Below are 22,321 nucleotides of genomic sequence, written 5' to 3'. Positions count from 1 at the left end.
GACGAGGCTGCGGATATATTGCGGCGCTTCCTTGGCCGGTGATCGTGCAGGGAGGAGCGAGGCCGTCTGTCCCATGCGCCGAATGCAACGTGGCCCCACAGGAGGCCCTCCCTCCTGGAGATCAGGGCAGTGCTGCCAGCGCTTGAACGGATCGCATGTGAGGTGGCCGGATTTCCGCCCTTTCTATGGTGCGGCGGAGGATGCCGGCGATTACCTCCGGATGATCCTCCGGCGTGAAGTGGTAGGCGTCCGGAATGACGAAGAGGTCCGCGTTGAGCCGTGCCGCCAAAGCCCGCCGCCATGCTGTTCCCACCGCATCGGGATGCCGTTGATAAGCGCAGTGCGGCTCCGCTCCGGGGCCTTGGGGGCCGGCATGGGATGGCGCTGCCGTGCGCCGATGACGGCCAGTGCGGCGCCAGCAGCAAGCACTCCGCCGGCAAGCGCAAGCCAGCGTGGCGAGGTGCCTTCGTACCTCGGTCGGGACACGTCACGATCTCCAGGCTATGTAACTGGCGTCCAACCGGGCCTGGATGGAGCGGTTCCAAACTGGCCGGACGCAAGAGACGCCTGTCGCACGATGCTGAAGCCAGTTACGCGGCGGAGAGACGGCAGTCCTGCGGCGTGCAGGAGCGCATGGTGCAGAACCGCGGTGCGGGTCGATCCAATAGCAATGGCATGGGCTGAGCTGAGCAGGACAGTCCGGCCCCGGTCCAGGCACCTATTCGCGGATACCTGAACCGGGGCCGGACCCCATCCAGGCTTACATCCTGTAGCTCAGCCGGACATAGCCGAAGCGGCCCGGCACGTCATACGTGGTCGGATCGAAGTTGTTCAGGCCGCAGCTGAAGCAGCCCGGCGGATCAGTGTCGAACAGGTTGTTGACGCCCAAAGTGAGGCCGACCCGCTGGTCCCACATGGACGGCGTCCAGGTCACCTGGACATCACCGTAGAGACGTTCCCCAAGTTCATTGTCGGCCTGGGTCTCCTCCACCGCGCTGACGTACCGGGCGGTGAAGGCGGCGTCGAAGTCACCCATCCTCCAATCCAGGACAGCCGTGAACTTGTATTCCGGGAAGGCCTGGTCGGGGCTGCCCCGCTCGGTCCCTTCGCGCTCGATCTCACCGGTGCCGGACGTGGTAGGCACGGTTTCGGTATATTCCAGCAGGATCGCATTGATGAAGGACAGGCCAAAGGCGCCGTAGGCCGTCTCGGGACCGCGGTAGGTAAGCGTGACATCGATGCCGCGGGTGTCGATCGAGCCGATATTCTGCAACAACCCGTTGATCTGGGCGATCGCGCCCGAGGCGGTGCGGGTAATGGCGGCGCAGCTCAACGCGTCCAGCGTCTCGGCGCAGCGGCCGAGCAGCGTGTCGGCGCCCACCGGCTGGATAGCCCCGTCCAGCGTGATGTCGTAATAGTTCGCCTCGATGTCCAGCCGGTCCACCCAGGCCTGATCCCGCGCCCATTCCGGGCTGTACACCGCCCCGAACACCCAGCTTTCCGAGGTTTCAGGCTGCAGCTCCTCATTGCCGCCGGTAATGACCGAGAGCTGCGGATTGTTCTGTACATAGCTGCCATTGGCGGGGACCCCCTGCGCGATGCAGTTGGCCTGCACAGCGGCGGAGGCTGGCGTGCCCCCGGCCAGGCCCAGAAGGTCGGAGCAGGGGTCCGTGATCTCCTGGTCGAAGCGGGAGGGGGTGCCGTAAAGCTCACCAATGCCGGGCGCCCGGAAGCCCTCGCCCCAGGAGGCGCGCAGCAGCACTTCTTCGGTCGGACGCCAGGTCAGGCCGGCCCTGTAGGTGGTCTCCCCGCCGAAGGTTGAATAGTCGGAGTAGCGGGCGGCCAGCGAGGCCTCCACCTCCTGAAGGAAAGGCAGGTCGCGGATGATGGGCACGCGAAGCTCGCCATAGGCCTCATGCACATCGAACTGGCCGGAGGTCGGCTGGGCCGGGATGTCGGAGCCCAGGCCGGCCGCCACGGTGGCATCCGGTTCGAAGCTGCCTTGCTGGTCCCGGTACTCGTAGCCCACGGCGATGCCAAGCGTACCGGCCGGAAGCTCGAACAGATCGCCGGACAGGTTGATGCTGCCGCCCGCCAGCTCCTGATCGCTGCTGTCTTTCTGGGTGAACTGGACGAAGGCGACCTGTTCCGGCGTGATGCTGCCGGGACCGCCGAACAGGTTGAAGGGCACGCACGCTCCGGTGCAGTTCGCGACGGGGCCGAGAGCCTGCTGCAGCCGCTGCGCATTGACGTTGCCGGCGAATTCCTGCGTAGCCTCGTTCCGGGACCAGATGCCGTTGACGTCCCAGTACCAGTCCCGCTCGCCCATCTGGAATGAGCCGTCCAGCGTGCCGGACACGTACCAGGTGTTCACCGACTGCTCATACCGGCGCGGCCCGCCCTCGACGAAGCGGCGACCGATGAAGCTGTAGTTGGCAGGGGTGTTGGCGTCGCCCGGCGTCAGCGTCACGCCGAACGGATTATACGGGTTCGTCGCATCGATGCTGATCGTGTCCAGCAGGTTGCCGTTGCCGGCATCGGGGCCCACGAACAGCGGCAGCGGGGCAGCCTGGTTCCTGGACTGCCGGTTGTTGTAGACCGCCTTTCCGGTGAAGTTGATGCTGTCCGTGATCTCCTGCGTCACCGTGAAGAAGGTGCCGATCCGCTCCGACGGGGCCTGGACATAGTTGAAGGGCTGGAAGTTGAACCGGTCGGCGGTCTCGAACGGCCGGAAATCGCCCGCGGTGGGATTCAACGGATCGAATACCGGCCGGCCAGCGATGACGTTACGGAGCGTGAGGTCCAGAGCCTCCCCGGTTAAGGGATTGTTGACGATGAAGCGACCGAACGGCGTGCCCGAGCTGCAGGAGGTGTCGCATTCCGTAATGCCCGGCGTCGGGAACAGCGCGATATCGCGGTCCGAGGCCAGCACGCTTTCCTGCTTCACATAATTGACCCCTGCGACGATGGCGGTGCCTTCGTTGTCGCTGCCCCAGCTCAGGCTGTAATCCTGGGTGATGCCATCGCCTTCGTCATAGGCGCCGATCTGGGCGGAGCCGACGAAACCCTCCTGCCGTTTGCGGGTGATGATGTTGATGACGCCTGCGATGGCATCCGATCCGTAGATGGGGGACGCGCCCTCCTGCAGCACTTCGATGCGCTCGATCATGCCGGGCGGAATGGTGTTGAGGTCGGTGGCGGAGGGAATGCCGCTTGCCGACGCGCCATTGACCCAGCGGAGACCATCCACCAGGACCAGGGTACGGCGGGAGCCGAGATAACGCAGATCCACCTCCGCAGCGCCAGCGCCGACGCCGCCGCCGTCCGGCGGGTTGCCGAAGTTGCCGCTGTTATTGAAACGGCTGTTCAACCCGCCGCCCGAGACTGGTAGCCGTTGAAGAATTTCGGCGGTGGAGGAAAGGCCGGTGCGGGCCAGGGCCTCCTCATCCAATGACAGCACAGGCTGGGACTGTTCCAGCGGGTCGCGCCGGATGCGCGACCCCGTGACGACGATCTCCTCCAGGCTGCCGGCCTGGGGGGCGACAGCCTGACCGGTATCCTGGGCGGATGCAGTCGTAGAGGAAAGGGCACCTGCCAGAAGAGCGGCCACGCACGAATGAGCCAGAAGAATTCGTTTTGCTTTCATTTCAGCTCCCTGTCCGTAGTGTCCGGAGGCCGCTCGTTTCGTGTGTCGGCCACAGAGATGCTGCTATGTCGGATCGCGTCCGCCAAAGACTCCAAAAGAGTAGGGTTATAGCTTGGGCACGCAATTGCCGGCCATGTGGCAGAACGGACACTGTCCGCCATGGTTGAACCCTGCTGGTCGCAGCGATCGCCAACGCCGGGGCATTCCGCAGCGGAAATCGGCGTGACCGAAAACTATCCGAAGAGTAATGGCCTATTGGGGTATTGCACCGGCGCGGTTCCTCTGCCAGAAGGAAAAGAAGAAAAAGAAAGCCGCTGTGCGCGGCCTGAGTTCAGGGAGGAAACGCCCGAAAAGGGTGCCGCAGCAATAATGCTGCAATGCAAAACTATGCGCGCTTGCCAGAACACGCCAAGTGCCAACAGGCCCCGCTTGCGGGGCCATTATTTTGTTCTACTGGTCGGATATGGGCATCATTGCGGCGCGGCCTTCGCCAGGAACGGTTCAGCCTGGGAAAGTGCTCCCCAGGTGCAGGAGCAGCCCAGCCCCAGCGCAGGCAATGAGAAGCGGCGCCATGCCGACTTTGAAGCGGAGAGTGGCGACAATGGCGGCGGCCGACAGGATGAGCGCCGCCCAGTCCACGCTGTTCCAGACAGGAACTTCCAACGCCAGGATGCCGTATCCAACCTCCCGGACTTCGGTGAATATGGTGTGGACGGCGAACCAGACAGCCAGATTCAGGATCACGCCCACTACGGCAGCCGTCACGGCTGCCAAGGCGTCGCCGATAGCCCGGTTGCCGCGAATTGCCTCGATCCAGGGCGCGCCCAGGAAGATCCAGAGGAAACAGGGCACAAAGGTGACCCAGGTGGTCAGCACCGCGGCCAGCGATCCGGCCAACAGGGGATTCAGCGGGCCCGGATCGCGGAACGCTCCCAGGAACCCGACGAACTGCACCACCATGATCAACGGCCCCGGCGTGGTCTCCGCCATGCCGAGCCCATCCAGCATCTCCCCCGGTTGCAGCCAGCCATGGGTCTGCACGGCCTCCTGCGCTACATACGCCAGCACGGCGTAAGCGCCGCCGAAGGTCACCACGGCCATCTGGCTGAAGAACAGGGCGATGCGGCTGAACACATTGTCCGGGCCGAGGGCCAGAAGCAGGCCGGCGACCGGAACCAGCCACAATGCGGCGAAGGCGCCGCCGATCCGCAAGGACCAGTCGCGCGACGGTCGCGCATGGGCTGGCACCTGTTCGCCCAGGGCCGTTTCCGCATCCGGCACCGCGGGGCCATGGGCGCCGCCATGACCGCCGGGCTGGAACTCCCGCTTTCCCAGCCGGCCGCCGATCCAGCCGACCAGGGCGGCGGCGGCAATGATCAAGGGGAATGGAATGCCGAAGGCGAATATACCCAGGAAGGCGGCGGCGGCAATGGCCAGCATGATCCGGCCCTTCACCGCCTTGCGGCCGACCCGCACCACGGCCTGCAATACAATGGCCAGCACAGCGGCCTTCAGCCCGAAGAACAAGGCCGATACCCAGCCGACGTCACCGTAAAGCGCGTAGACGATGCTGAGCGCCAGGATGGAAAGAAAGCCCGGCAGCACGAACAGGGTGCCGGCGACCAACCCGCCCACTGTGCGGTTCAACAGCCAGCCGATATAGACGGCAAGCTGCTGCGCCTCCGGCCCAGGTAGGAGCATGCAGTAATTCAGCGCATGCAGGAAACGCCGCTCCCCGATCCAGCGCTTCTCCTCCACCAGGATGCGGTGCATGACGGCAATCTGGCCGGCCGGCCCCCCGAAACTCAGGAGCGCGATGCGCAGCCAGACCCGGAAGGCCTGGGACAGGGTGGGAAGCTCGACGCCGGTGCGGCTGCTGTTCGTGTGATTGCTGTTCGACGACATAGGGCGCCAGTCCCCCGTTCAAGGAAGGTTATGGCGCGATCTTGGGCTGCCGCCTGACGGGGCGATCGCGAGCGGCCCCAGGCGAAAATTACATGCTCCCGCCGCCCCGTCAATGCCGGCCGGCCGGCCGCTGGCGCTTGACTGTTCCGTTCCACGAAACCTCTTCCTAAACTCGGACCAGTTCAGCATTCCACAGGCAGGATTCCGGTGCCCCGTTTCGCCGCCAATCTCACCATGCTGTTCAATGAACGGCCGTTCCTGGACCGCTTTGAGGCTGCGGCCGAAGCGGGTTTCACCGCGGTGGAGTTCCAGTTCCCCTATGCCTTCAACCCGGCGGACATCGCGCGGCGGCTGGAGCAGTTTCGGCTCACCCCCGTGCTGCACAACCTGCCTGGCGGCGACTGGGAGAATGGGGACCGGGGCATCGCCTGCCATCCGGATCGGATGGAGGAGTTCCGGACCGGTGTGTCGACCGCCATCCTGTATGCGAAGACGATGGGGTGCGCCCAGCTCAACTGCCTGGCCGGAATCAGCCCGGTCGGGGCGGCCCCGGACATCCTGCGGCGTACCCTTGTCGAAAATCTGCGTTTCGCGGCGGACGTGCTGGGGGCGGAGGGGCTGCGGCTGCTGATCGAACCGATCAACACCCGCGACATTCCCGGCTTCTTCCTGAATCGCACGGCGCAGGCCCTGGACATCATTGAAGATGTCGGGGCCCCCAATCTCCTGCTACAGTATGACATCTACCATATGCAGGTAATGGAAGGGGATATCGCCCGCACCATCCAGGCCAATCTGCCCCGGATCGGCCACGTCCAGATCGCGGATAATCCTGGCCGGAACGAGCCCGGTACCGGCGAGCTGAACTGGCCCTTCCTGTTCGCGCATCTGGACCGGATCGGCTATGACGGCTGGATCGGCTGCGAGTACAGGCCCGCCGCCACGACGGAGGCTGGGCTGGGCTGGCTGCGGGCGGTGCCGCCGGCCTGATCAGCCCGTTCCGTCAGAACCTGACCTGAAGCAGGGCGCTGGCGGCGAACTGGTTGGAGTCGAACGAGGCGGTGTTCCGGATGCCGTACTTGTTGTGCCAGTAGTCCAGCTCGACGCCGGCCAGCAGTGCGCCGGTGCGCCAGCCCAGCATCTGGCCGACATCGAACTTGATCTGCGGCACGATGTGCAGGTCGGAAGGCCGATCCGAAATGCCCATCACCCAGTCGATGAAGCCGTCGAAAACCAGTGTCGTCATGCCCAGATCGGCAGTCGCGCCCCAGGCAAGCGTGAACTGCAGGTCGTCATCGACGTCGTTTTCAATGTCGTGCCGCCAATAGGCATTCAGTTGGGTATAGTTGAAGCCGGGGACGTTGAAATCCACCGCCCCGCCCAGCAGAAGCGCCTCCGCATACTCACCCCGCTCATAAGTCGCGCTGAAGAGGACATCCTTCAGCGGACCGGCCTCCAGGCTCATGCCGCTTAGCTTTGACAGGCTGAGCCGCGGTGAAACCTCGCCATACCAAGTGACATCGTCGCCGGCGGCGTTGATGAAATTGATAACGTCCAGAAAGGCGAAGAGGTCGCCCACCGCATTGGCCTGCGCATGTTCCAGCGTCAGGGTCTGCTGGTGGTTCGGGTCCACCTCGAACCCACCCCCGTGCAGGTAGGTCAGGCTGGTCGAGGACCAGTCGATGAAATCCTGCGCCAGGGCAGGGGAGCTGCCGGCCGTGCCGACCGACAGAAGCGCTACGGCGGCACTGCGCACGATGCGCATCCGGCGGGACACGCAGGATTCCGCCTCGGCGGCGGGACTGCCGCCACCACGCCGCACACTCGCCTCCATCACCGCTTCTCCTCCCATGCCGGTCGTCTTCCGCCGCGGCCGGGTCCATAAGGAAAGCCGTGACAGCCAGTCAACCGGTAAGAGCAGACGGTCGTCCCCTCAATTTATGAGCTGGGCCGGCGGTGCGGCCACCATGCCCGCGACCGGGGACTTGGAGCGGCCGCGAATGCTGTCGAGCAACTCGCCAAGGTCGGGCGCGCCGCCCAGCAGCGCGGACATCGCGGCAACCAGTTCCCTGGCAATGGTCGCGGGAACAGAGTCGCCCGGCATCACCGGGTGGAACAGCAGGGAGCTGTCCACCGCATCCTCCAGAATGGCGGTCGCCGTGCGCCCGCCGGAGGTGTAGGCGGGCAATTGCACCGGCTCCGGTGTTCGCCCGCTTTCCCGCAGGACGGCCAGATTGTGGGCCAGGATGGCGCCGGCGACGGCATTATCCACCACGATGGCTGCGACGGTGGGGCCGTCCGCCTCCTCCACGATCCTGTGCAGCCGGCGCAGGGCGCTCAAACAGGCGGAGGCGACCTCCGCCGGTGCGGCGCGGTGGCTGGCATTGCCGACGGCGCTACGGACTATGGCCTCAACAGGGTCCAGCATGACGATTTCTCCTCTGCACAGCGATGCCGGGCATTCTCGGAACCGGTGACGGCCTGCCATCGTAGCGACCCACTTCCAACCGTTCTCACGCAGCCGATCCCAGTACCGTGACAGCCGCCAACCCCACCAGCCCGCAGATTCCCATGAAGACGGCGCAACGGGCGGCCAGATCCACCAACTCGGTAACCGGCAGCCGGGATGCGGCAGGACGGGCCGGGGCGGCATTGTTGGCGGGGCGTTCGAGAAACAGCAGGGCCAGATGCCTCAGCATGCGTCCCTCCGTAAGTTCTTTCCTTTCCTCCAAGGCTTCAGCGCACTGGTCCAACCTTGGAAGGGCCGGGGGCGACCGTGGCCGCCCCCGACGCCTTCGCAAGGCTCCCTTCCGGTGTTTTCTTATGGCCTCACGGGGGGGCAGCCGTTCAGCCGCACCCCGCCTTCCACGTCAGGCCGCGGCCTTTTCTTCGCTCTTCGGCGCTTCGCCGACCATCGCTTCGGTGGTGATCAGCAGGCCGGCCACAGAGGCCGCATCCTGCAAGGCGGTGCGCACCACCTTGGCGGGGTCGATGATGCCGGCGGCAACCAGGTCGCGGTACTGACCGGTCTGGGCGTCGAAGCCCCAGCCATACTCCGTGCCGTCCATCACCCGGGCCGCCACCACTGCGCCATCGAAGCCGGCATTCTCCGCGATCTGGCGCAAGGGCTGCTGCACCGCCCGCCGGACGATCTCGATGCCGTGGCGCTGGTCCTCGTTGATGGCGGTCAGTCCTTCCAGCGCCTGCGCGGCCCGCAGCAGGGCGACGCCGCCGCCCGGCAGGATGCCTTCCTCCACCGCGGCGCGGGTGGCGTGCATCGCATCATCGACGCGATCCTTGCGCTCTTTCACCTCGACCTCGGTGGCCCCGCCGACGCGGACCACCGCGACGCCGCCGGCCAGCTTCGCCAGACGCTCCTGCAGCTTCTCGCGGTCGTAGTCGGAGGTGGTCTCCTCGATCTGGCGGCGGATCTGTCCGCAGCGCGCCTCGATAGCCGCCTTGTCGCCGGCCCCGTTGATAATTGTGGTGTTGTCCTTGGTGATGATCACCTTGCCGGCGCGGCCCAGCATGGCGGGCGTCACATTCTCCAGCTTGGCTCCCAGCTCCTCGGAGATGAGCTGCCCGCCGGTAAGGATCGCGATGTCCTCCAGCATGGCCTTGCGGCGGTCGCCGAAGCCGGGAGCCTTGACGGCCGCGACCTTCAGGCCGCCGCGCAGCTTGTTGACCACCAGCGTGGCCAGGGCCTCGCCCTCCACGTCCTCGGCGATGATCAGCAACGGCCGGCCCTGCTGGACCACGCGCTCCAGCACCGGCAGCAGTGCCTGCAGGCCGGACAGCTTCTTCTCATGGATCAGCACATAGGGCTCGTCCAGCTCCGCGACCATCCTCTCGGGATTGGTCACGAAGTAGGGGCTGGTGTAGCCGCGGTCGAACTGCATGCCTTCGACCACGTCCAGCTCGGTCTCCAGGCTCTTGGCCTCCTCGACCGTGATCACGCCCTCATTGCCGACCCGCTCCATGGCTTCGGCCAGAATGCGGCCGATCTCCGTATCGCCGTTGGCGGAGATGGTGGCGATCTGCGCGATCTCCTCGTTGGCCGTGACCTTGTTCGCCTTGGCGTTTAGCTCGGCCACGATGGCGTCCACCGCCGTGTCGATGCCGCGCTTCACATCCATGGGATTCATGCCGGCGGTGATGGCCTTGGCGCCCTCGCGCACGATGACCTGGGCCAGCACGGTCGCCGTGGTCGTGCCGTCCCCGGCGCGGTCGTTCTGCTTGGAGGCGACCTCCCGCAGCATCTGCGCGCCCATGTTCTCGAACTTGTCGGAAAGCTCGATCTCCTTGGCAACGGTTACCCCGTCCTTGGTGATGCGGGGCGCGCCGAAGCTCTTCTCGATGACCACATTGCGGCCCTTCGGACCCAACGTGACCTTTACCGCGTCGGCCAGGATGTCGACGCCGCGCAGCATACGGGAACGGGCGTCCGTCCCGAACTTCACTTCCTTTGCAGCCATGATTGCCTCCCGAACCTCAGGCAGCCTTCTTCCCGGCAACGGCCTCGTCGAGCACGCCGAGGATGTCCGTCTCCTTCAGGATCAGGAGCTCCTCGCCGTCGATCTTGACCTCGGTGCCGGCCCATTTGGCGAACAGGATGCGGTCGCCGGCCTGGACGGCGGGCGGCACGCGGCGACCGGCTTCGTCGCGGGCGCCCGGACCTACGGCCAGCACCTCGCCCTGCTGGGGCTTTTCCTTTGCGGTATCGGGGATGATGATGCCGCCGGCCGTCCTCTCCTCGGACTCCAGGCGGCGCACGACGACACGGTCGTGCAGCGGACGGAAACGCATCTATGACACTCCTTGTCCAAAGCGAATGCCAGTCATTGCTGCCCCGGCCCCCATGCGGGCGGCCTGGGCGGGTATCGAGGTAAGTAGCGAGATTCCGGCCGTCAAGACCTACCCGGAAGTATAGGTCGGCAGCGGGCGTCGTTACATCAGGGCATGGATGAACGCCTTCGTCGCGGCCCAGAGCGCACCGGACACGGCCACCAGCAAACCCAGGCTGACCGCGGCGGCCAGCCAGCCCGCCAGGGCGGCCACGCCGTCACGCTGCAACAGGGCCAGCGCGAAGAGACTCACTGCGATGCCCGGCAGCATGTTGCCGAGCGGGATCGGGAGGAAAAGCACGATGGCGAGCAGCAGGCAGATGCTGCCGATCAGCCGTTCGCTTACGGGGCCGAACAGGACGGTGAGGCGCGGCGCCAGCACCCGCTCCACACGCCTCAGCACCGGCAGCGCCCGTCCCACCAGCGACTGGAAATCCTGGCGTGGAATTGTGCGGGAAGCGAGGGCCGCCGGCAGCCAGAGACGCCGGTGCCCAAGGGCGAGTTGGGCCGAGACCAGCACCAGCGGCAGACCCAGCACGGCGGAGGTGCCTGGGGGCAGGGGAATGGCGTTCGGGGCGGCCAGGATGAACATCAAGGCGCCGAACGCCCTGTCCTGGAAGGCGTCGACCAGCGTGGACAGCTTGATCCGCTCATCGGCCTCCTCCCCCACCAGCCGCAGCATGGTTGAGAAGCGGGCGGGCCGCTCGGCATTGCTGTGCCGGGCGAGGAAAGCTGTAAGGCGGGCGCGCCGGCTGGGAAGATTTTCTGAATCGTTGGCCATCAGGTCCGACCACGCATAGGGAAGCTCCTACCGCCCGGGATACTGGCCCAGTGCAAAGGCCGGGGAGAAGTGGCACGGAACAACGGCGGGAAAAGGGCGGATATCACTTCACCGGCGCAGACTGCCGCCGGCCACATGACGGGGCGGGGCAGGGTCACCAACGGCGGTAGCGTCCCAGGAACAGGTCGCCCAACGCCCGGCGCAGCATAATGGTGACCCAGGCCTGCCGGCGGTGATAGGCCCGGTCGTGGCGAAGATGGCAGCGCTGGCACCAGGCAGCCAGGTTCTGGGGCCGATTGTTGGTCGGGTCGTGGTCGCGGTGGCAGGCGGCCAGCACCACGCGGGTTGTCTTCACCTGGCAGGCTTCCTCGATGTCCGGCCAGGAAGCGGGCTGACCGAAGCCGTCCCTCCAGGTGCCCGAATCCTGATCGAACCAGCGGCCGTCGGGCAGGCAGCGCACCTTCTCCCCATGAGGCCGCCCGCAACTCTCGCACTTGCCCTTGGCGCGCCCGAACCGGACGGAGTCGCTGATCTGCGGCCAGTCGATGGGGTAGTGAAAGCGGGCCTCGCGGCGGATCGGCATGGTGGACGGTGGCTGCGTTGCGCGAGCTTCTGAATAGTCCCGATGCCAGCCGGATTACCAGTGACCGGATGGAGATCGCCAGCTGTCCAGGGATGGCCCCGGATCGGGTCCTCCGGTGTTCCGCCACGGTGGAGCCGAAAGCCGCCCGCATTGCGTGCGCCGTCACCCGCTCCGGTCGTTGCCGACAGCCACGGAACGCGGGCCGGGAGGGCAGCGGAAGGCGGCTTTGCCACGCCATGCCGCTGGCCGCCATATCTGCAATACCTCCAAAAATCAGGAGCTTATTGGAAATCCGGGGTGGAACCTTGCATGATCGGGGCGCGTATTCCAATCCGGTGCGGGGCCGGCACGGATGCCTGGGGCGGAAATCCTCCGGGAGTTCTGCCTCAACGGTCGGAGAGCGGTATGGACGGAATTAAACATGGGATGAGCGGCGGCGCCGACTGGCTTTTACAGGCCGCCATACGCGATCTGCGCCTCGATCACGCCGAGTCGCAGGAGGCCGGATTCCGGCAATTGGAGCCCTGGCTGATCCGCACGCTGGAGGGCGTCAGGACCGGGGCGACCCCGGCGCCCGCGGAGGTCTGCGAGGAATTCGCCGGCCTGGAGCCGCGGCAGGCGGCCCGCCAGCTCTCCGAAGAGATCACCGACGCGCTGGTCATGCTGACGCCGGACGGTCAGGACAGCGCCTGAATCAGGGGCGAAGGCCGGCAGGTGCCGCCCGGGCGTCCGCCTGCGGCAGGACCCGGCAAACTGTATACCAACGATGCATCGGCCACCGTCAATGCGCCGTGCCCTCCTTCCGAAGTGCGATAGGTTCGGTGCGGCTTCGGCGCAATGATGGATCATGTCCGGCCTTCCTGCTTACGGGGGCGGGCGTTGAACCCGTGCCGTGATCCGTGGCAGGTGCCTCGTGAGAGACCTCATCCAATCCCTGCCCATGCTTCGCCGGTTCGCGCGCAATCTGACAAGGTCGCCGGAAACAGCGGACGAATTGGTCCAGGAGGCCTGCGAGCGCGCCTTGTCCAACGAAGATCCGGGCGGGATCGGCCGGCTTGACCTTTGGATGAAGCGCCTCATCCTTAGTCTCTGGAACGACCGGCGGCGCGAACTGCGGCGTCGGGGCAGGATCGAACAGGTGGACGCGCTGCGCGATGTCGCGGGAAGCGACGGTCGGCTGGATGCGGAAGCCCGTCTTACCCTCGCCGAAGTGCGCCGCGCCCTCCGCGGTCTGCCGCCGGAGCAAAGGACGGTGATGATCCTCGTCTGTGTTGATGGCCTGTCCTACCGTGAGGCTGCCGACCAGCTGGGCATTCCTGTCGGCACGGTAATGAGCAGGCTGGCCCGGGGCCGCCTGGCGCTGATCAAGCGCATGAAGAGACGCCCGACTCCTGCTCCGGGACGGGCGCCGAAATGAACATCCGGGATGACAGGAACAGCGGCGCCCCGATGCCGCCCGAACTCTTGGTGGCCTACGTGGATGGCGAGCTGTCCGCGGCACAGGCGGCGGAGGTGGAAGCCCGCCTGGCATCCGATCCGAATGCTCGGGAGATGGTGGAGGACCTTCGCAACTCACGCGACCTCCTCCGCGCGGCGTTCGGCCATGAGGAGGTCCAGGAACCATCCGGGTTCGCCGGCCCGGCAGCCCTGGCGGGCGCGGCAACTCCAAGGCGGTGGGGGGCGGCACTGGCGGGATTGGCCACGGCAGCCGCTGTCGTGCTGCTTCTAGCGTTAGATGGCATCCGTCTTCCCGGACAGGTGCCGGCGGATATCGCAGAGCTGCATGAGGAGGTGGCGGCCTATCATACCGTCTACATGACGGAGCGCGACCATCTCGTCGAAGTGCCCGCTGGCGAACGGAGCCATATAGAGCAGTGGCTCGGCCGGCGGATCGACGGTCCGCTCCAGGTGCCAGACCTGGAAGCGGCAGGCTTCCGCTTCGCCGGTGCCAGACTGCTGACCCTGGGCACGCTGCCGGTGGCCCAGCTCATGTACAGCGCCGACGGACGCCTGCCCATCGCGGTCTGCGTCACCACCGCCGAGGGGGCGGAGCGCGAGGCGGTGCTCGACCGGCATCACGGCCTCGGCGTGGCGAGCTGGGTCGATGACGGCCAGACCTACATCGTTGTCGGAGCCCTGGACGAGGGTGAACTCTCCGGCATCGTGGAACTGATCGAACCCGCCGCGGCAGGGACCTGAGGGACGGGCAAGTCCGGCGGACGCGGCGGGTCATGCGCCCGGCCCTTGGCGCTGTCCTCCCCTGGCGGATGGTCTCTCCGCCAGGATGACGACGAAAGGTTCCGGAATTCGCCGTCGGGCTATTTGGATCGGGAGACGCCTCCGCACGGGGGCGGATGGGATGCTGAGTGGACCGCGCCCGCTGCTGAAAGCCGGCCAAGCGGTACGCATCCTTCCGCTATCGGAGACGCCTCATGACAATAAAAGGAAAATACCTGGCCGGCCTGTTCTGTACGACGGCGATGCTGCTGCTGCCGTTGGCGTCGGCCTCCGCCATCGAACCGGGGACGAAGCAGCATCTGGTCGGCGTCGGGCCGATCGACACCCGTAGCAATTTCCCGGTCTATTACCAGGACCATACCGGTCTGGCTCTCGCCTTGTGCACGGCGCACAACGACATCGCCGGTCTGTGCATCTTCGACCCGCCCGACCCGGCCGACCCCTATCAGCAGCAGACCGGCTTCGGCGGCGAGGGCTTCTGGTGGAGCGCGGACGCCTCGGTCGACATGGGGCCGGCGCAGACCTGCGATGGTGACACCTGCACGGCCTCGCTCACCCTGGCGCTGGAGGCCGCCTATCTGGCAGAGCGCGCGGTGAAGGGGGAGGAGTTTCCCTTCGGCCGCATCCGCATCCGCATCGACGTCCCGCTGCCGGGCCGCTATCTGGTCAAGCATCCGTTCGGTGAGGAGATCTTCACGGTGACCGCGCCAGGCCGGCGCGCCATCAACGAGACGGTGGATATCGGCAGCTTCTCGCCGGACTATAACGGTCCGCTGCGCAGCGGCATCATGGCCTTCCTGGTCTGGGACAGCGATCAGAACCTGCTGCCCGCCGGCTATATCGGCGACCCGAACGTGCCGCACACCGTCACGGGCTCCCCCATCGGGCAGAACTTCTTCAGCGTCACCTATCTCGACGATGAGACCGTGGACCTCAGCGGCACAGGCAGCAACGAGGTGTCCACCGATCTCTTCGCCGTGTCCGGCCTGAAGTACGACGCACAGATGCTGCCGGTTCCGGTCACGGTCCAGCGCACGACCCTGTCCAACGGGCACATGGAGGTAAAGGTGGACGCCAGCCCCGGCGCCACCGTGACCGTGATGCCGCAGCCCAATGTGGCTCCGGTCTGCGACCCAAGCGACATCAACCCGGAAGCGTCGGAAATCCCGCTGCACAAGGACGGCATGGGCAATTTCTATCTGGTCACGCCCACCACCCTGCCGGCGGGCACCGCCCTCCAGGTCCGGGCGCGGCAGGCCGGAAACACGGATACGGCAATCTGCGCCGAGCTGCGGGACTTCATCTGGATATCCAACGCCACCTACGTGCGGGACGATGCCGGCATCGGTACCCTCACCGTGCATGCGCAGTCCGACGCAACGGGCGGCACCGCGCCGCAGGACGGCCCCGTCCTGTCCCTGGATGGCTTCCCGTCCGCCGTCTACCAGGATGGCAAGCTGGTCGTGACCGGCGTGGAGGTTCCGCCGGCGAAGATCGTCGTGAAATCGACCTGGGGCGGCAGGACCGAAGCACCGGTGCGTTACCTTGCCGAAAGCCCGGCTGGCGATCCCGGCGGGCCGGGCGGGGAAGGGCCGGGCGGCCCGACCGATCCCGTGGACAATACGCCGCCGGTTGCCATCAGCGAAACGGCGGTCGCGGTGGAGGGCACCTCCGTCCTGATCCCTGTGGTCGGGAACGACACGGACAGCGACGGCACCATCGCGAGCGTCCAGGTCGTACGGCAGCCGACCAACGGCACCATCGGCCTGACCGGTCTGGCCGGCATCACCTATATTCCGGGGCCGGGCCTGCAGGCCGGGGGAACGGACAGCTTCACCTATGTGGTCATCGACGACAAGGGCGCGCGGTCCAACGAGGCCACGGTGACCATCACTGTCCAGGCCGAGCAGCTCACCGGCACCGCAGCCTTCCGTCTTGACAGCGGCTGGCGCATCGAAGGAACCAGCTCCGCCACCCGCGACAACACCATCACCGCCTATCTCGGCGCGCCTTCCTCCACGACGCTGATCGGGACGGGCGTTGTGGATGCCGCGGACGGCTCTTTCAGGATCCTGGCCGATGTGACCCGTGCCAATACCCCCCGCACCGGGGCGACGGTCACGCTGGTCTCCTCCAAGGGCAAGACCGTGCAGGTGACGGCCACCACGCGGTGACCTTCATCCTCGGCGATAAGCCTCGATGCGAAGCCCGGGCCGTTCGGCCCGGGCTTTTCGCGTCCGGGGCGGCCATCACGGAATGGGAATGCTCACCGCATCAATGAAACGGCGGCTCGCAGGGTCGAGCCCGACCAGATGCAGGCTGGTCAGCGCGCTGGAGCGTCCCGGCGCCAGCCGTAGCGGCGGAAGCGCGCCGGTATCCAATAGCCCGAGCGCGCTCATCCCCTCGCACAGGCGGTCAGGGGAGAGCGCCCGCCCGGACCGGCGCAAGGTCTCGGCCATGACCTGCACCCCGGCATAGATCGCGGCCGTGCGAGGGGCGAGGGGAAGGCGGCCGGTTCGGGCATACTCCGCGAAACCGTGCGCCTCCGGCCTTTGCCAGTCCGTCGGCAACACCGGGCTCGCCAAGCGCAGCATGCCGAGCAGTTCCGGGGGCATTGCCATCAGCTCCGGCCCCAATCGATCCAGAAGGGCGACGATGACGGCGGGCTCGGTGCCCTGCGCATCCAGAAAAGACATCAGCTCCTGCGCACCGCCCAGCCAGAGAAGTATCCGGCCCTCCAGACCAACGGACCCGCTTGCTGCCGCCGCGGTCCTTGCGACCTGTTCGGCCAGGCCTCGTTCCCCTGCGGTGCCGCCGGCCACGGCCAGTTTGGGGTTCGCAGGCGCCAGATGGGCAGCCAGCGCGCCGATTATTGTAGCCGGGTCGGGGAGCAGGCCGATTCCACCGCTGCTGACGCCGGCCCCGTGCAGCCACAGGCGCGCCGGACCGCAGGATAGCTCACCCGGCTCCTGCCGCAGGGACAGGTGGATCAGGCCCGGCGATCCCAGCTCCAGCCGCCGTCCATGGATACCGTCCGCGCCGTTGATCTCCGCCAAGGCCAGTTCCACGGCGCGGCGGTCCGGCTCCAGATCGGCGGCCAGCTCGATCCGGACCACGGAATCGTCGATGGCGGGATCGACCGCATCGCGGGTGAGAAAGTCCAGCAGCGCCTCGAGATCCGCGGCAGAAAGCTGATAGCGCGGCATCGCCGGGTCCAGCGGCCGGCCCCCGGGATCAACGCCCTCAGTGATGGCGCGGGAGAGGGTGGCGCGGTCATAGGCGGGTCGGGTGCGGGCCGATGCGCCGAGGCTGCCCGCCGTGATGTCCGGGGCGGTGATCCCGCCCTCCGTCCGGCCCGTCCGGTCGGCGCCGTGACAGCCGGAACAGGGCACCCGCTCCGCCGGCACGGCAACAGCGGATATGCCGATCCGGGCCTGGATGGGCGCTGACCCGACGCCCCCGCGGAAGATATCCTCCCCCCGCGGCAGAGACCGGCAGAAGGAAGGAGGGCCAGGGCGAGCACGGATACGGCTCTGACGGTCCGTTGCCCCATCATGATCCGGCTGCTCCTCTCCGACAGGCGGTCCATGAATACTGTCGGAGCGATAATACCCACTTTCGAGTGCTCCGCAACGGGAAGTTCCGAGGCGGGAAAGAGGGTCTATCCTATTCAGATTATATGGAGTGCGAGGCGATATTCAGGCCGGCCTTGGCAATGATCGCTTGGCCCGGGTGCAGAGGATGCAGATCCGGTTCCCGGCAGTCAGCCAAGGAGAATCACAATGAAACGCATGCTGTGCCTGAGCGCATCCTTGCTGGCCCTCTCCATCGGGTCAGCCACGGCTGCCGGCGCCGCTGAGGTCGGACAAAGCACCCAGACGTCCAGGATCAATCACTCCATCACCGGGACCACCGATGGCGAGAATGCCAATGGTGCCGGCGGACGCCGCGACAACGGCTTCCAGAGCGATGCCTTCCGTTCCTCCAAAGGCATCATCCATGCCGCCCAGAACAACGGCTCCAACAATGCGATGTCGACGACCGACGCCATTGCCGTGGAGACGGTCGGCAGCGCCGCGCAGACCTCCTCGATCACCGCGAAGGTCCAGACCAACACCTATCTTGCCGGTGCGGGTGCGGATCGCGACAACGCCCTCGCCAACGCGGCGACCGGTGCCGCCGGCATCGTCACGCTGCAGCAGAACAACGGGGACGGCAACTCCGTCGCGGCGGGCAATGCCCTGTTCGTGAAGCAGAGCGGGACGAGCGAGCAGACGATCCGCATCGGCCAGGAGGTCGGCGGCGACTACTCGGACGACCTGCACAATGACGGGTTCTCCTCCAGCGCCCGCGACAACGTGCTGGGCCAGGGCAGCCTGGACGGGGCGACCGGTTTGCTGACGGTGCAGCAGAATAACGGCGACATGAACGCGCTGGCAATCCAGAATGCGTTGACCGTCAACGACAAGGCCGGCGCACTGGATCAGACGCTGAACACGTCGAACACCGTCTCCTCCAACTGGATGTGGGATGAGACTACGGCGGCGCGCACCAACAGCCTGAGCGGCGCCCTGACCAAAGCCCAGGGCATCATCACGGTCCAGCAGAACAACGGCGACGGCAATGCGGCGAGCATCGCTACCGCCATCACCGCCGACATGGACAAGGAGCATGCCTCCTCGGCCCAGACCGTCAGGTCCAGCAACACCGTCGTGGATACCCGCTCCGACGATTACACGGGCGGAACGTCGACCGGCGTTCGCAGCAACAGCCTGACCGGCGCTTTCTCCGGCGTGCAGGGTATTGTCACCGTCGATCAGAACAACGGCAGCAACAATGCCACCTCCATCTCGACGGCGATCGCCGCCGGCCTGAAGAAGGATGAGAAGGCCGGGAAGGACGGAAAGGCGTCCCAGTCCGTCATCATGACGGGTGTGGTGGATGGCAGCATGTCCATCGAAGCGTCTGACGGAAGCAAGGCCTCGGAGCGCAGGAACGTCACCGACGGCGCCTTCAACGCGGCGGACGGCGCGCCTGCCCGCGGCATCCTCACGCTGCGCCAGAACAATGGCGACAACAACTCCATGTCGACCGCCACCGCCGTGGCAGTGGGCGATATGGAGCAGCAGACGGTGCGCGGCAGCGCCACTGTGACCGGGGCTATCGCCGAAGACGGGCCCAGCGTGAGCCGGAACAACACCCTCAGCAACTCCTTCAACAAGGCCGAGGGCATCGTTTCGGTGCAGCAGAACAACGGCAGCAACAACGTCATGGGAAGTGCTGTCGCCATCGGCGTTGCCCAGGGCGCTTCCACGCCCCTGGCCCAGACGGCGGCGCTGGATGCCACGGTGGCGGCTTCGGAATCCTACTCCGGGGCCGGTGGGGCCGGCATCGTCCTGTCCAACCGGGCAAGCAACGTGTTCAACGGCGCCCAGGGTATTCTCACCCTCCAGCAGAACAACGGCAACAACAACGCCATCCAGTCGGTGATCACTGTCTCCGCAAGCGGCAGCTTCACCGGCGGTCGCTGACCTGCCGTTCCAGTCCCGGGCTGCGGGAGGCGCAGCCCGGGACTATCTCCCGATGCCTGGAGCGCGACATGAGAAGAATACACCCGGACCTGGTCCTGCTGGCCGTGCTTCTCGCGGCGTGGCCCGCCGCTTCGGCGAATGCCGCCGAAGGCGCCGGTCCCCTGGCCGCGCGGACAGCGGCCCTCGCGGATCTCGAGCGTGTAACCGGCCTTGGCGTCGATCCCGCCGCCGATCCGGCGCCCGCCATTTCCACCGGCAGTTCCGCCGCACCGGAAACCACCTCCGGGCAGCAACCCGCCGCTGGCGGACTGACCGGAACCAACGGAATCAGCGGTTCGGCCTTCTCCGGCGCCACGGGCCTGGTCACGTCGATTCAGAACCTCGGCGACAATGTCGTGATCCATAACATCACGAACGTCACGGTGAACATCCGATGACCGCCGCAGGCAAAGCGCCGTCCGTCCTGGCTGCCGCGCTGGCCGTACTGCTCTGCTGCGGATCGGGCGCGCACGCCACCGAGGTCCCGATCCGGACCGCAGGCATGGCCGCCAGCGTAAAGGTCCGCACCCTGCTCGACATCCGCTACCGCACCATCGTGCGGCAGCAGCACGACTTCAGTTGCGGGGCCGCCGCCCTGGCCACCCTGCTGAAGTTCCACTACGACACCGACATTACCGAGGCCGAACTGGTCGAGGCCATGATGCGGACCGGCGATCCGGGACGCATCCGCTCCCAGGGCTTCTCCATGGGCGACATGCAGCGCTTCCTGGCCGCCCACAATGTCAAGGCCAACGGATACTGGGCCAAGCTGGAGGAAACGGCGGAAGCCGGCATTCCCTTCATCGTGCTGATCAATGTCCGGGGCTACCGGCACTTCGTGGTCGTCAAGGGCATCCATGACGGACGCGTGCTGGTCGGCGATCCGGCGCTGGGCCTGAAGATCTACGGGCTGGAGGATCTGCAGGCCATTCAGGAAGGGCCGGTCTTCGCGATCGACGACTTCGTGGAGGTCGGCCGCAACAGTTTCAACCGCCCCGACGAATGGCGTTTCCGCCCGAAGGTCACGGAGGCCGCGAGCGTGGCCCGGCCGGGCGGCGCCCAGCTCATGAACCTGCGTCCACCCGGGGAGTTCTAAGCCATGAACATCCGAAATCTTACCCGCTTGGCGCTCGTGACGCTTCCATTGCTCGCCGCTGCGCAGCCAGCGTCGGCGGAATCGGGGCTGGGCGCTTTCGGCCACGCTCCGCGCGCCAGCGTGGACGAGCTTGACCGGTCGGTCGGCCGGCTCCTGCTTCCCGATGGCAGCGAGGTCCACTTCACCCTGGCGCTGACCCAGGCGGTGAACGGCACCACCACCGGCAGCCTGACCCTGTCCACCCTGGACGGCTACAGCGGCCGCGGCACCCCGGTCCCCCAGCAGCTGGACCCGCAGACCTTCAATGGACTGATCGCCCTGCTGCCGGGGACGGTCAACAACCTCGACAATGTGACCATCGAAAACCTGACCTCCCTGACCATCGACTACCGGCCTGCCGCCCGTGCCGATCTGCTCGCCAGCGGCATCGTCTCCGGCCTGATCCACGGCCTTTCGCGTTGAATGCCCGGTAAGGAGCGCCATCATGCCGACCTCGTCCGCCGCCCTGGGCCGAATTGCCGATGCCGAGCTGGTTCCCACCACGTTCGAGGCGCTGGGACACCGCCTGGGCTTCACCATGCCGGCGTTGGCCGAAACCCGCGTGCGCCGCGGTGCGGACGGCCAGCTTGAGGTGCTGACTGATGCTCTCTCGGGCGGGGGCGGGGTTTACTACGTGATAGCCTGGGAAGCGCTTCCCGCCGTGATGCGCCTGGAAGGCGCGGACCGCCGCCTCTATGCGGCGATCAACAGAAGCGGCGCCCGCCATCCGCTTCAGTTCCGCGAGGCGGCCGACCGCCTGGCCGGGGCGGAAGGGGCGGACCGGAAGCAGCGGGCGGTGACGCTTGAATGGCTGGTGCAGCAGCTCCTCATACGGCTCGGCTGTCCCGACCGGGAGGCGGAGAACGGCGTACTGGAACTTGAGGATGCTGACGTGCGGCATCGCCTCGGCCGGATCGGTCGGATGACGGGCGTTCCACCGGCCCGGCTGACGGGATGTCTGGCGGAACTGGCAGGCCTGCTGGCACCCGTAGGGCCGGATCGTGCTGGCCGTGGGGGCGTGCTGCGCACGGTCTGGCGGCAACTCCATCAGCTTCAGAAGGATACAGAGGCGATGGGGCCGGATACCGCCGGTCCGCTGCTGGCCCGCACTATCGCTGCAACCCTGCGGGAGTGCGCCGGGCCGATGGCCTTGATCGACAACACCGTTGCGAACCTGCCGGCCGTGCTGACCGGATGGGAGCACTTCCTGCCCGATCTGGACCACGCGGTGGAGCGGCTGTCCTGGCTCCTCACGGGGTGGGAGAGGCTGACCGCGTCCATCTATGAGGAGGGGGCACAGGTCATGCGCGGGCCGACCGGATTCGCCGTGGCCCGACTTCTGCCGCAGCTCCCCCTGGTCGCGGCACGCCGAGGCATGGCGGTGGAAAAGCCCTTCGCCGCCTCCCGTGACCCCGTCCGGCGGCGTGTCGGCCAGGCGGAGGACTGGCGCACCGGCGTGGTCGATGCCGAACTTCATGCACGGCTGCGGCGCAGCAGCTTGCAGCGTCAAGGCGCCGTCCGCGGCATCCGCGAACCGAGGATCATGTGGGGCTGATGAACGCCAAAGCGCCCGGCGGTCGCCCGCCGGGCGCTTTGTCATCCTTGGGGCAGTGTCGCGG

General features: G+C 66.7%; 21 protein-coding genes (1 of these 21 cut by a window edge). 11 read left to right on the top strand and 10 right to left on the bottom strand.

The window, feature by feature from the left end:
* Window positions 1-42 carry the final stretch of a hypothetical protein gene (locus DOL89_RS20605; protein WP_119681211.1) on the top strand. It extends 303 nt beyond the left edge of the window, so the window shows 42 of its 345 coding nt (coding positions 304-345); its start codon lies beyond the left edge, outside the window; the stop codon is at window positions 40-42.
* Window positions 43-760: 718 nt separating this feature from the next.
* Here DOL89_RS20605 and DOL89_RS25975 read toward each other — a convergent pair.
* Together DOL89_RS25975 and chrA are read right to left on the bottom strand one after the other, a co-directional pair.
* Window positions 761-3,646: a TonB-dependent receptor plug domain-containing protein gene (locus DOL89_RS25975; RefSeq protein WP_119681210.1), complete on the bottom strand. Its 2,886-nt coding sequence runs from the start codon at window positions 3,644-3,646 to the stop codon at window positions 761-763.
* Window positions 3,647-4,147: 501 nt separating this feature from the next.
* A complete protein-coding gene (chrA, locus tag DOL89_RS20595) occupies window positions 4,148-5,551 on the bottom strand; it encodes a chromate efflux transporter (protein ID WP_119681209.1) in 1,404 nt (467 codons plus the stop codon).
* A gap of 207 nt (window positions 5,552-5,758) precedes the next feature.
* Here chrA and hyi point away from each other — a divergent pair, with 207 nt between their 5' ends.
* Complete coding sequence (hyi, locus tag DOL89_RS20590) at window positions 5,759-6,541, top strand: hydroxypyruvate isomerase (protein WP_119681208.1); 783 nt, start codon at window positions 5,759-5,761, stop codon at window positions 6,539-6,541.
* A gap of 13 nt (window positions 6,542-6,554) precedes the next feature.
* On the opposite strand, the gene DOL89_RS20585 is transcribed toward hyi, so the two are convergent.
* The 7 genes from DOL89_RS20585 to DOL89_RS20555 all read right to left on the bottom strand — a co-directional run bounded on the left by DOL89_RS20585 (window position 6,555) and on the right by DOL89_RS20555 (window position 11,759).
* On the bottom strand, window positions 6,555-7,385 hold the full coding sequence (locus tag DOL89_RS20585) for an outer membrane protein OmpK (protein WP_162937738.1): 831 nt from the start codon (window positions 7,383-7,385) through the stop codon (window positions 6,555-6,557).
* A gap of 99 nt (window positions 7,386-7,484) precedes the next feature.
* The gene (locus tag DOL89_RS20580; protein ID WP_119681206.1) at window positions 7,485-7,979 is read right to left on the bottom strand and encodes a hypothetical protein; all 495 of its coding nucleotides are present in this window, start codon (window positions 7,977-7,979) and stop codon (window positions 7,485-7,487) included.
* Between the two features lie 85 nt (window positions 7,980-8,064).
* Window positions 8,065-8,250, bottom strand: coding sequence for a hypothetical protein (locus DOL89_RS20575; protein WP_119681205.1), 186 nt, complete (start codon window positions 8,248-8,250; stop codon window positions 8,065-8,067).
* A gap of 171 nt (window positions 8,251-8,421) precedes the next feature.
* Entirely contained in the window at window positions 8,422-10,026 is a 1,605-nt protein-coding gene (gene groL / locus DOL89_RS20570; protein ID WP_119681204.1) for a chaperonin GroEL, read from the bottom strand.
* 16 nt (window positions 10,027-10,042) lie between these two features.
* Window positions 10,043-10,357 (bottom strand): co-chaperone GroES, encoded by a 315-nt coding sequence (groES, locus tag DOL89_RS20565; RefSeq protein WP_119681203.1) that lies wholly within the window; start codon window positions 10,355-10,357, stop codon window positions 10,043-10,045.
* A gap of 141 nt (window positions 10,358-10,498) precedes the next feature.
* Window positions 10,499-11,176: an exopolysaccharide biosynthesis protein gene (locus tag DOL89_RS20560; protein WP_119681202.1), complete on the bottom strand. Its 678-nt coding sequence runs from the start codon at window positions 11,174-11,176 to the stop codon at window positions 10,499-10,501.
* A 154-nt stretch (window positions 11,177-11,330) separates the two neighbouring features.
* Window positions 11,331-11,759: a hypothetical protein gene (locus DOL89_RS20555; protein ID WP_119681201.1), complete on the bottom strand. Its 429-nt coding sequence runs from the start codon at window positions 11,757-11,759 to the stop codon at window positions 11,331-11,333.
* A gap of 405 nt (window positions 11,760-12,164) precedes the next feature.
* On the opposite strand from DOL89_RS20555, the gene DOL89_RS20550 reads away from it, so the two are divergent.
* The 4 genes from DOL89_RS20550 to DOL89_RS20535 all read left to right on the top strand — a co-directional run bounded on the left by DOL89_RS20550 (window position 12,165) and on the right by DOL89_RS20535 (window position 16,171).
* Window positions 12,165-12,452, top strand: a complete 288-nt coding sequence (locus DOL89_RS20550; protein ID WP_162937737.1) for a hypothetical protein — start codon at window positions 12,165-12,167, stop codon at window positions 12,450-12,452.
* A 220-nt stretch (window positions 12,453-12,672) separates the two neighbouring features.
* On the top strand, window positions 12,673-13,176 hold the full coding sequence (locus DOL89_RS20545) for an RNA polymerase sigma factor (protein WP_404813507.1): 504 nt from the start codon (window positions 12,673-12,675) through the stop codon (window positions 13,174-13,176).
* Window positions 13,173-13,958, top strand: coding sequence for an anti-sigma factor family protein (locus DOL89_RS20540; protein ID WP_119681198.1), 786 nt, complete (start codon window positions 13,173-13,175; stop codon window positions 13,956-13,958). The genes DOL89_RS20545 and DOL89_RS20540 overlap by 4 nt, the downstream gene beginning before the upstream one ends.
* Before the next feature lie 233 nt (window positions 13,959-14,191).
* The gene (locus DOL89_RS20535) at window positions 14,192-16,171 is read left to right on the top strand and encodes an Ig-like domain-containing protein (protein WP_162937736.1); all 1,980 of its coding nucleotides are present in this window, start codon (window positions 14,192-14,194) and stop codon (window positions 16,169-16,171) included.
* A gap of 75 nt (window positions 16,172-16,246) precedes the next feature.
* Here DOL89_RS20535 and DOL89_RS20530 read toward each other — a convergent pair whose 3' ends face one another.
* Window positions 16,247-17,389 carry a c-type cytochrome gene (locus DOL89_RS20530; RefSeq protein WP_162937735.1) on the bottom strand — a complete coding sequence of 381 codons (1,143 nt, stop codon included), beginning with the start codon at window positions 17,387-17,389 and terminating at the stop codon, window positions 16,247-16,249.
* 390 nt (window positions 17,390-17,779) lie between these two features.
* Between DOL89_RS20530 and DOL89_RS20525 the strand changes: the two genes are divergently transcribed.
* From DOL89_RS20525 to DOL89_RS20505, 5 genes are all read left to right on the top strand, one after another.
* Window positions 17,780-19,528, top strand: a complete 1,749-nt coding sequence (locus tag DOL89_RS20525) for a hypothetical protein (protein WP_119681195.1) — start codon at window positions 17,780-17,782, stop codon at window positions 19,526-19,528.
* 68 nt (window positions 19,529-19,596) lie between these two features.
* Complete coding sequence (locus tag DOL89_RS20520) at window positions 19,597-19,965, top strand: hypothetical protein (RefSeq protein WP_119681194.1); 369 nt, start codon at window positions 19,597-19,599, stop codon at window positions 19,963-19,965.
* Window positions 19,962-20,663, top strand: coding sequence for a C39 family peptidase (locus DOL89_RS20515; RefSeq protein WP_119681193.1), 702 nt, complete (start codon window positions 19,962-19,964; stop codon window positions 20,661-20,663). Before DOL89_RS20520 ends, DOL89_RS20515 begins: the two co-directional genes overlap by 4 nt.
* 3 nt (window positions 20,664-20,666) lie before the next feature.
* Window positions 20,667-21,125: a hypothetical protein gene (locus DOL89_RS20510; protein WP_119681192.1), complete on the top strand. Its 459-nt coding sequence runs from the start codon at window positions 20,667-20,669 to the stop codon at window positions 21,123-21,125.
* A 22-nt stretch (window positions 21,126-21,147) separates the two neighbouring features.
* Window positions 21,148-22,257, top strand: coding sequence for a hypothetical protein (locus DOL89_RS20505; protein WP_119681191.1), 1,110 nt, complete (start codon window positions 21,148-21,150; stop codon window positions 22,255-22,257).
* Window positions 22,258-22,321: the final 64 nt, after the last annotated feature.

The organism is Indioceanicola profundi, assembly GCF_003568845.1.
In the GTDB taxonomy this organism is placed as follows: Bacteria; Pseudomonadota; Alphaproteobacteria; order Azospirillales; family Azospirillaceae; genus Indioceanicola; species Indioceanicola profundi.
This window is presented reverse-complemented; position numbering and strand designations above follow the sequence as displayed.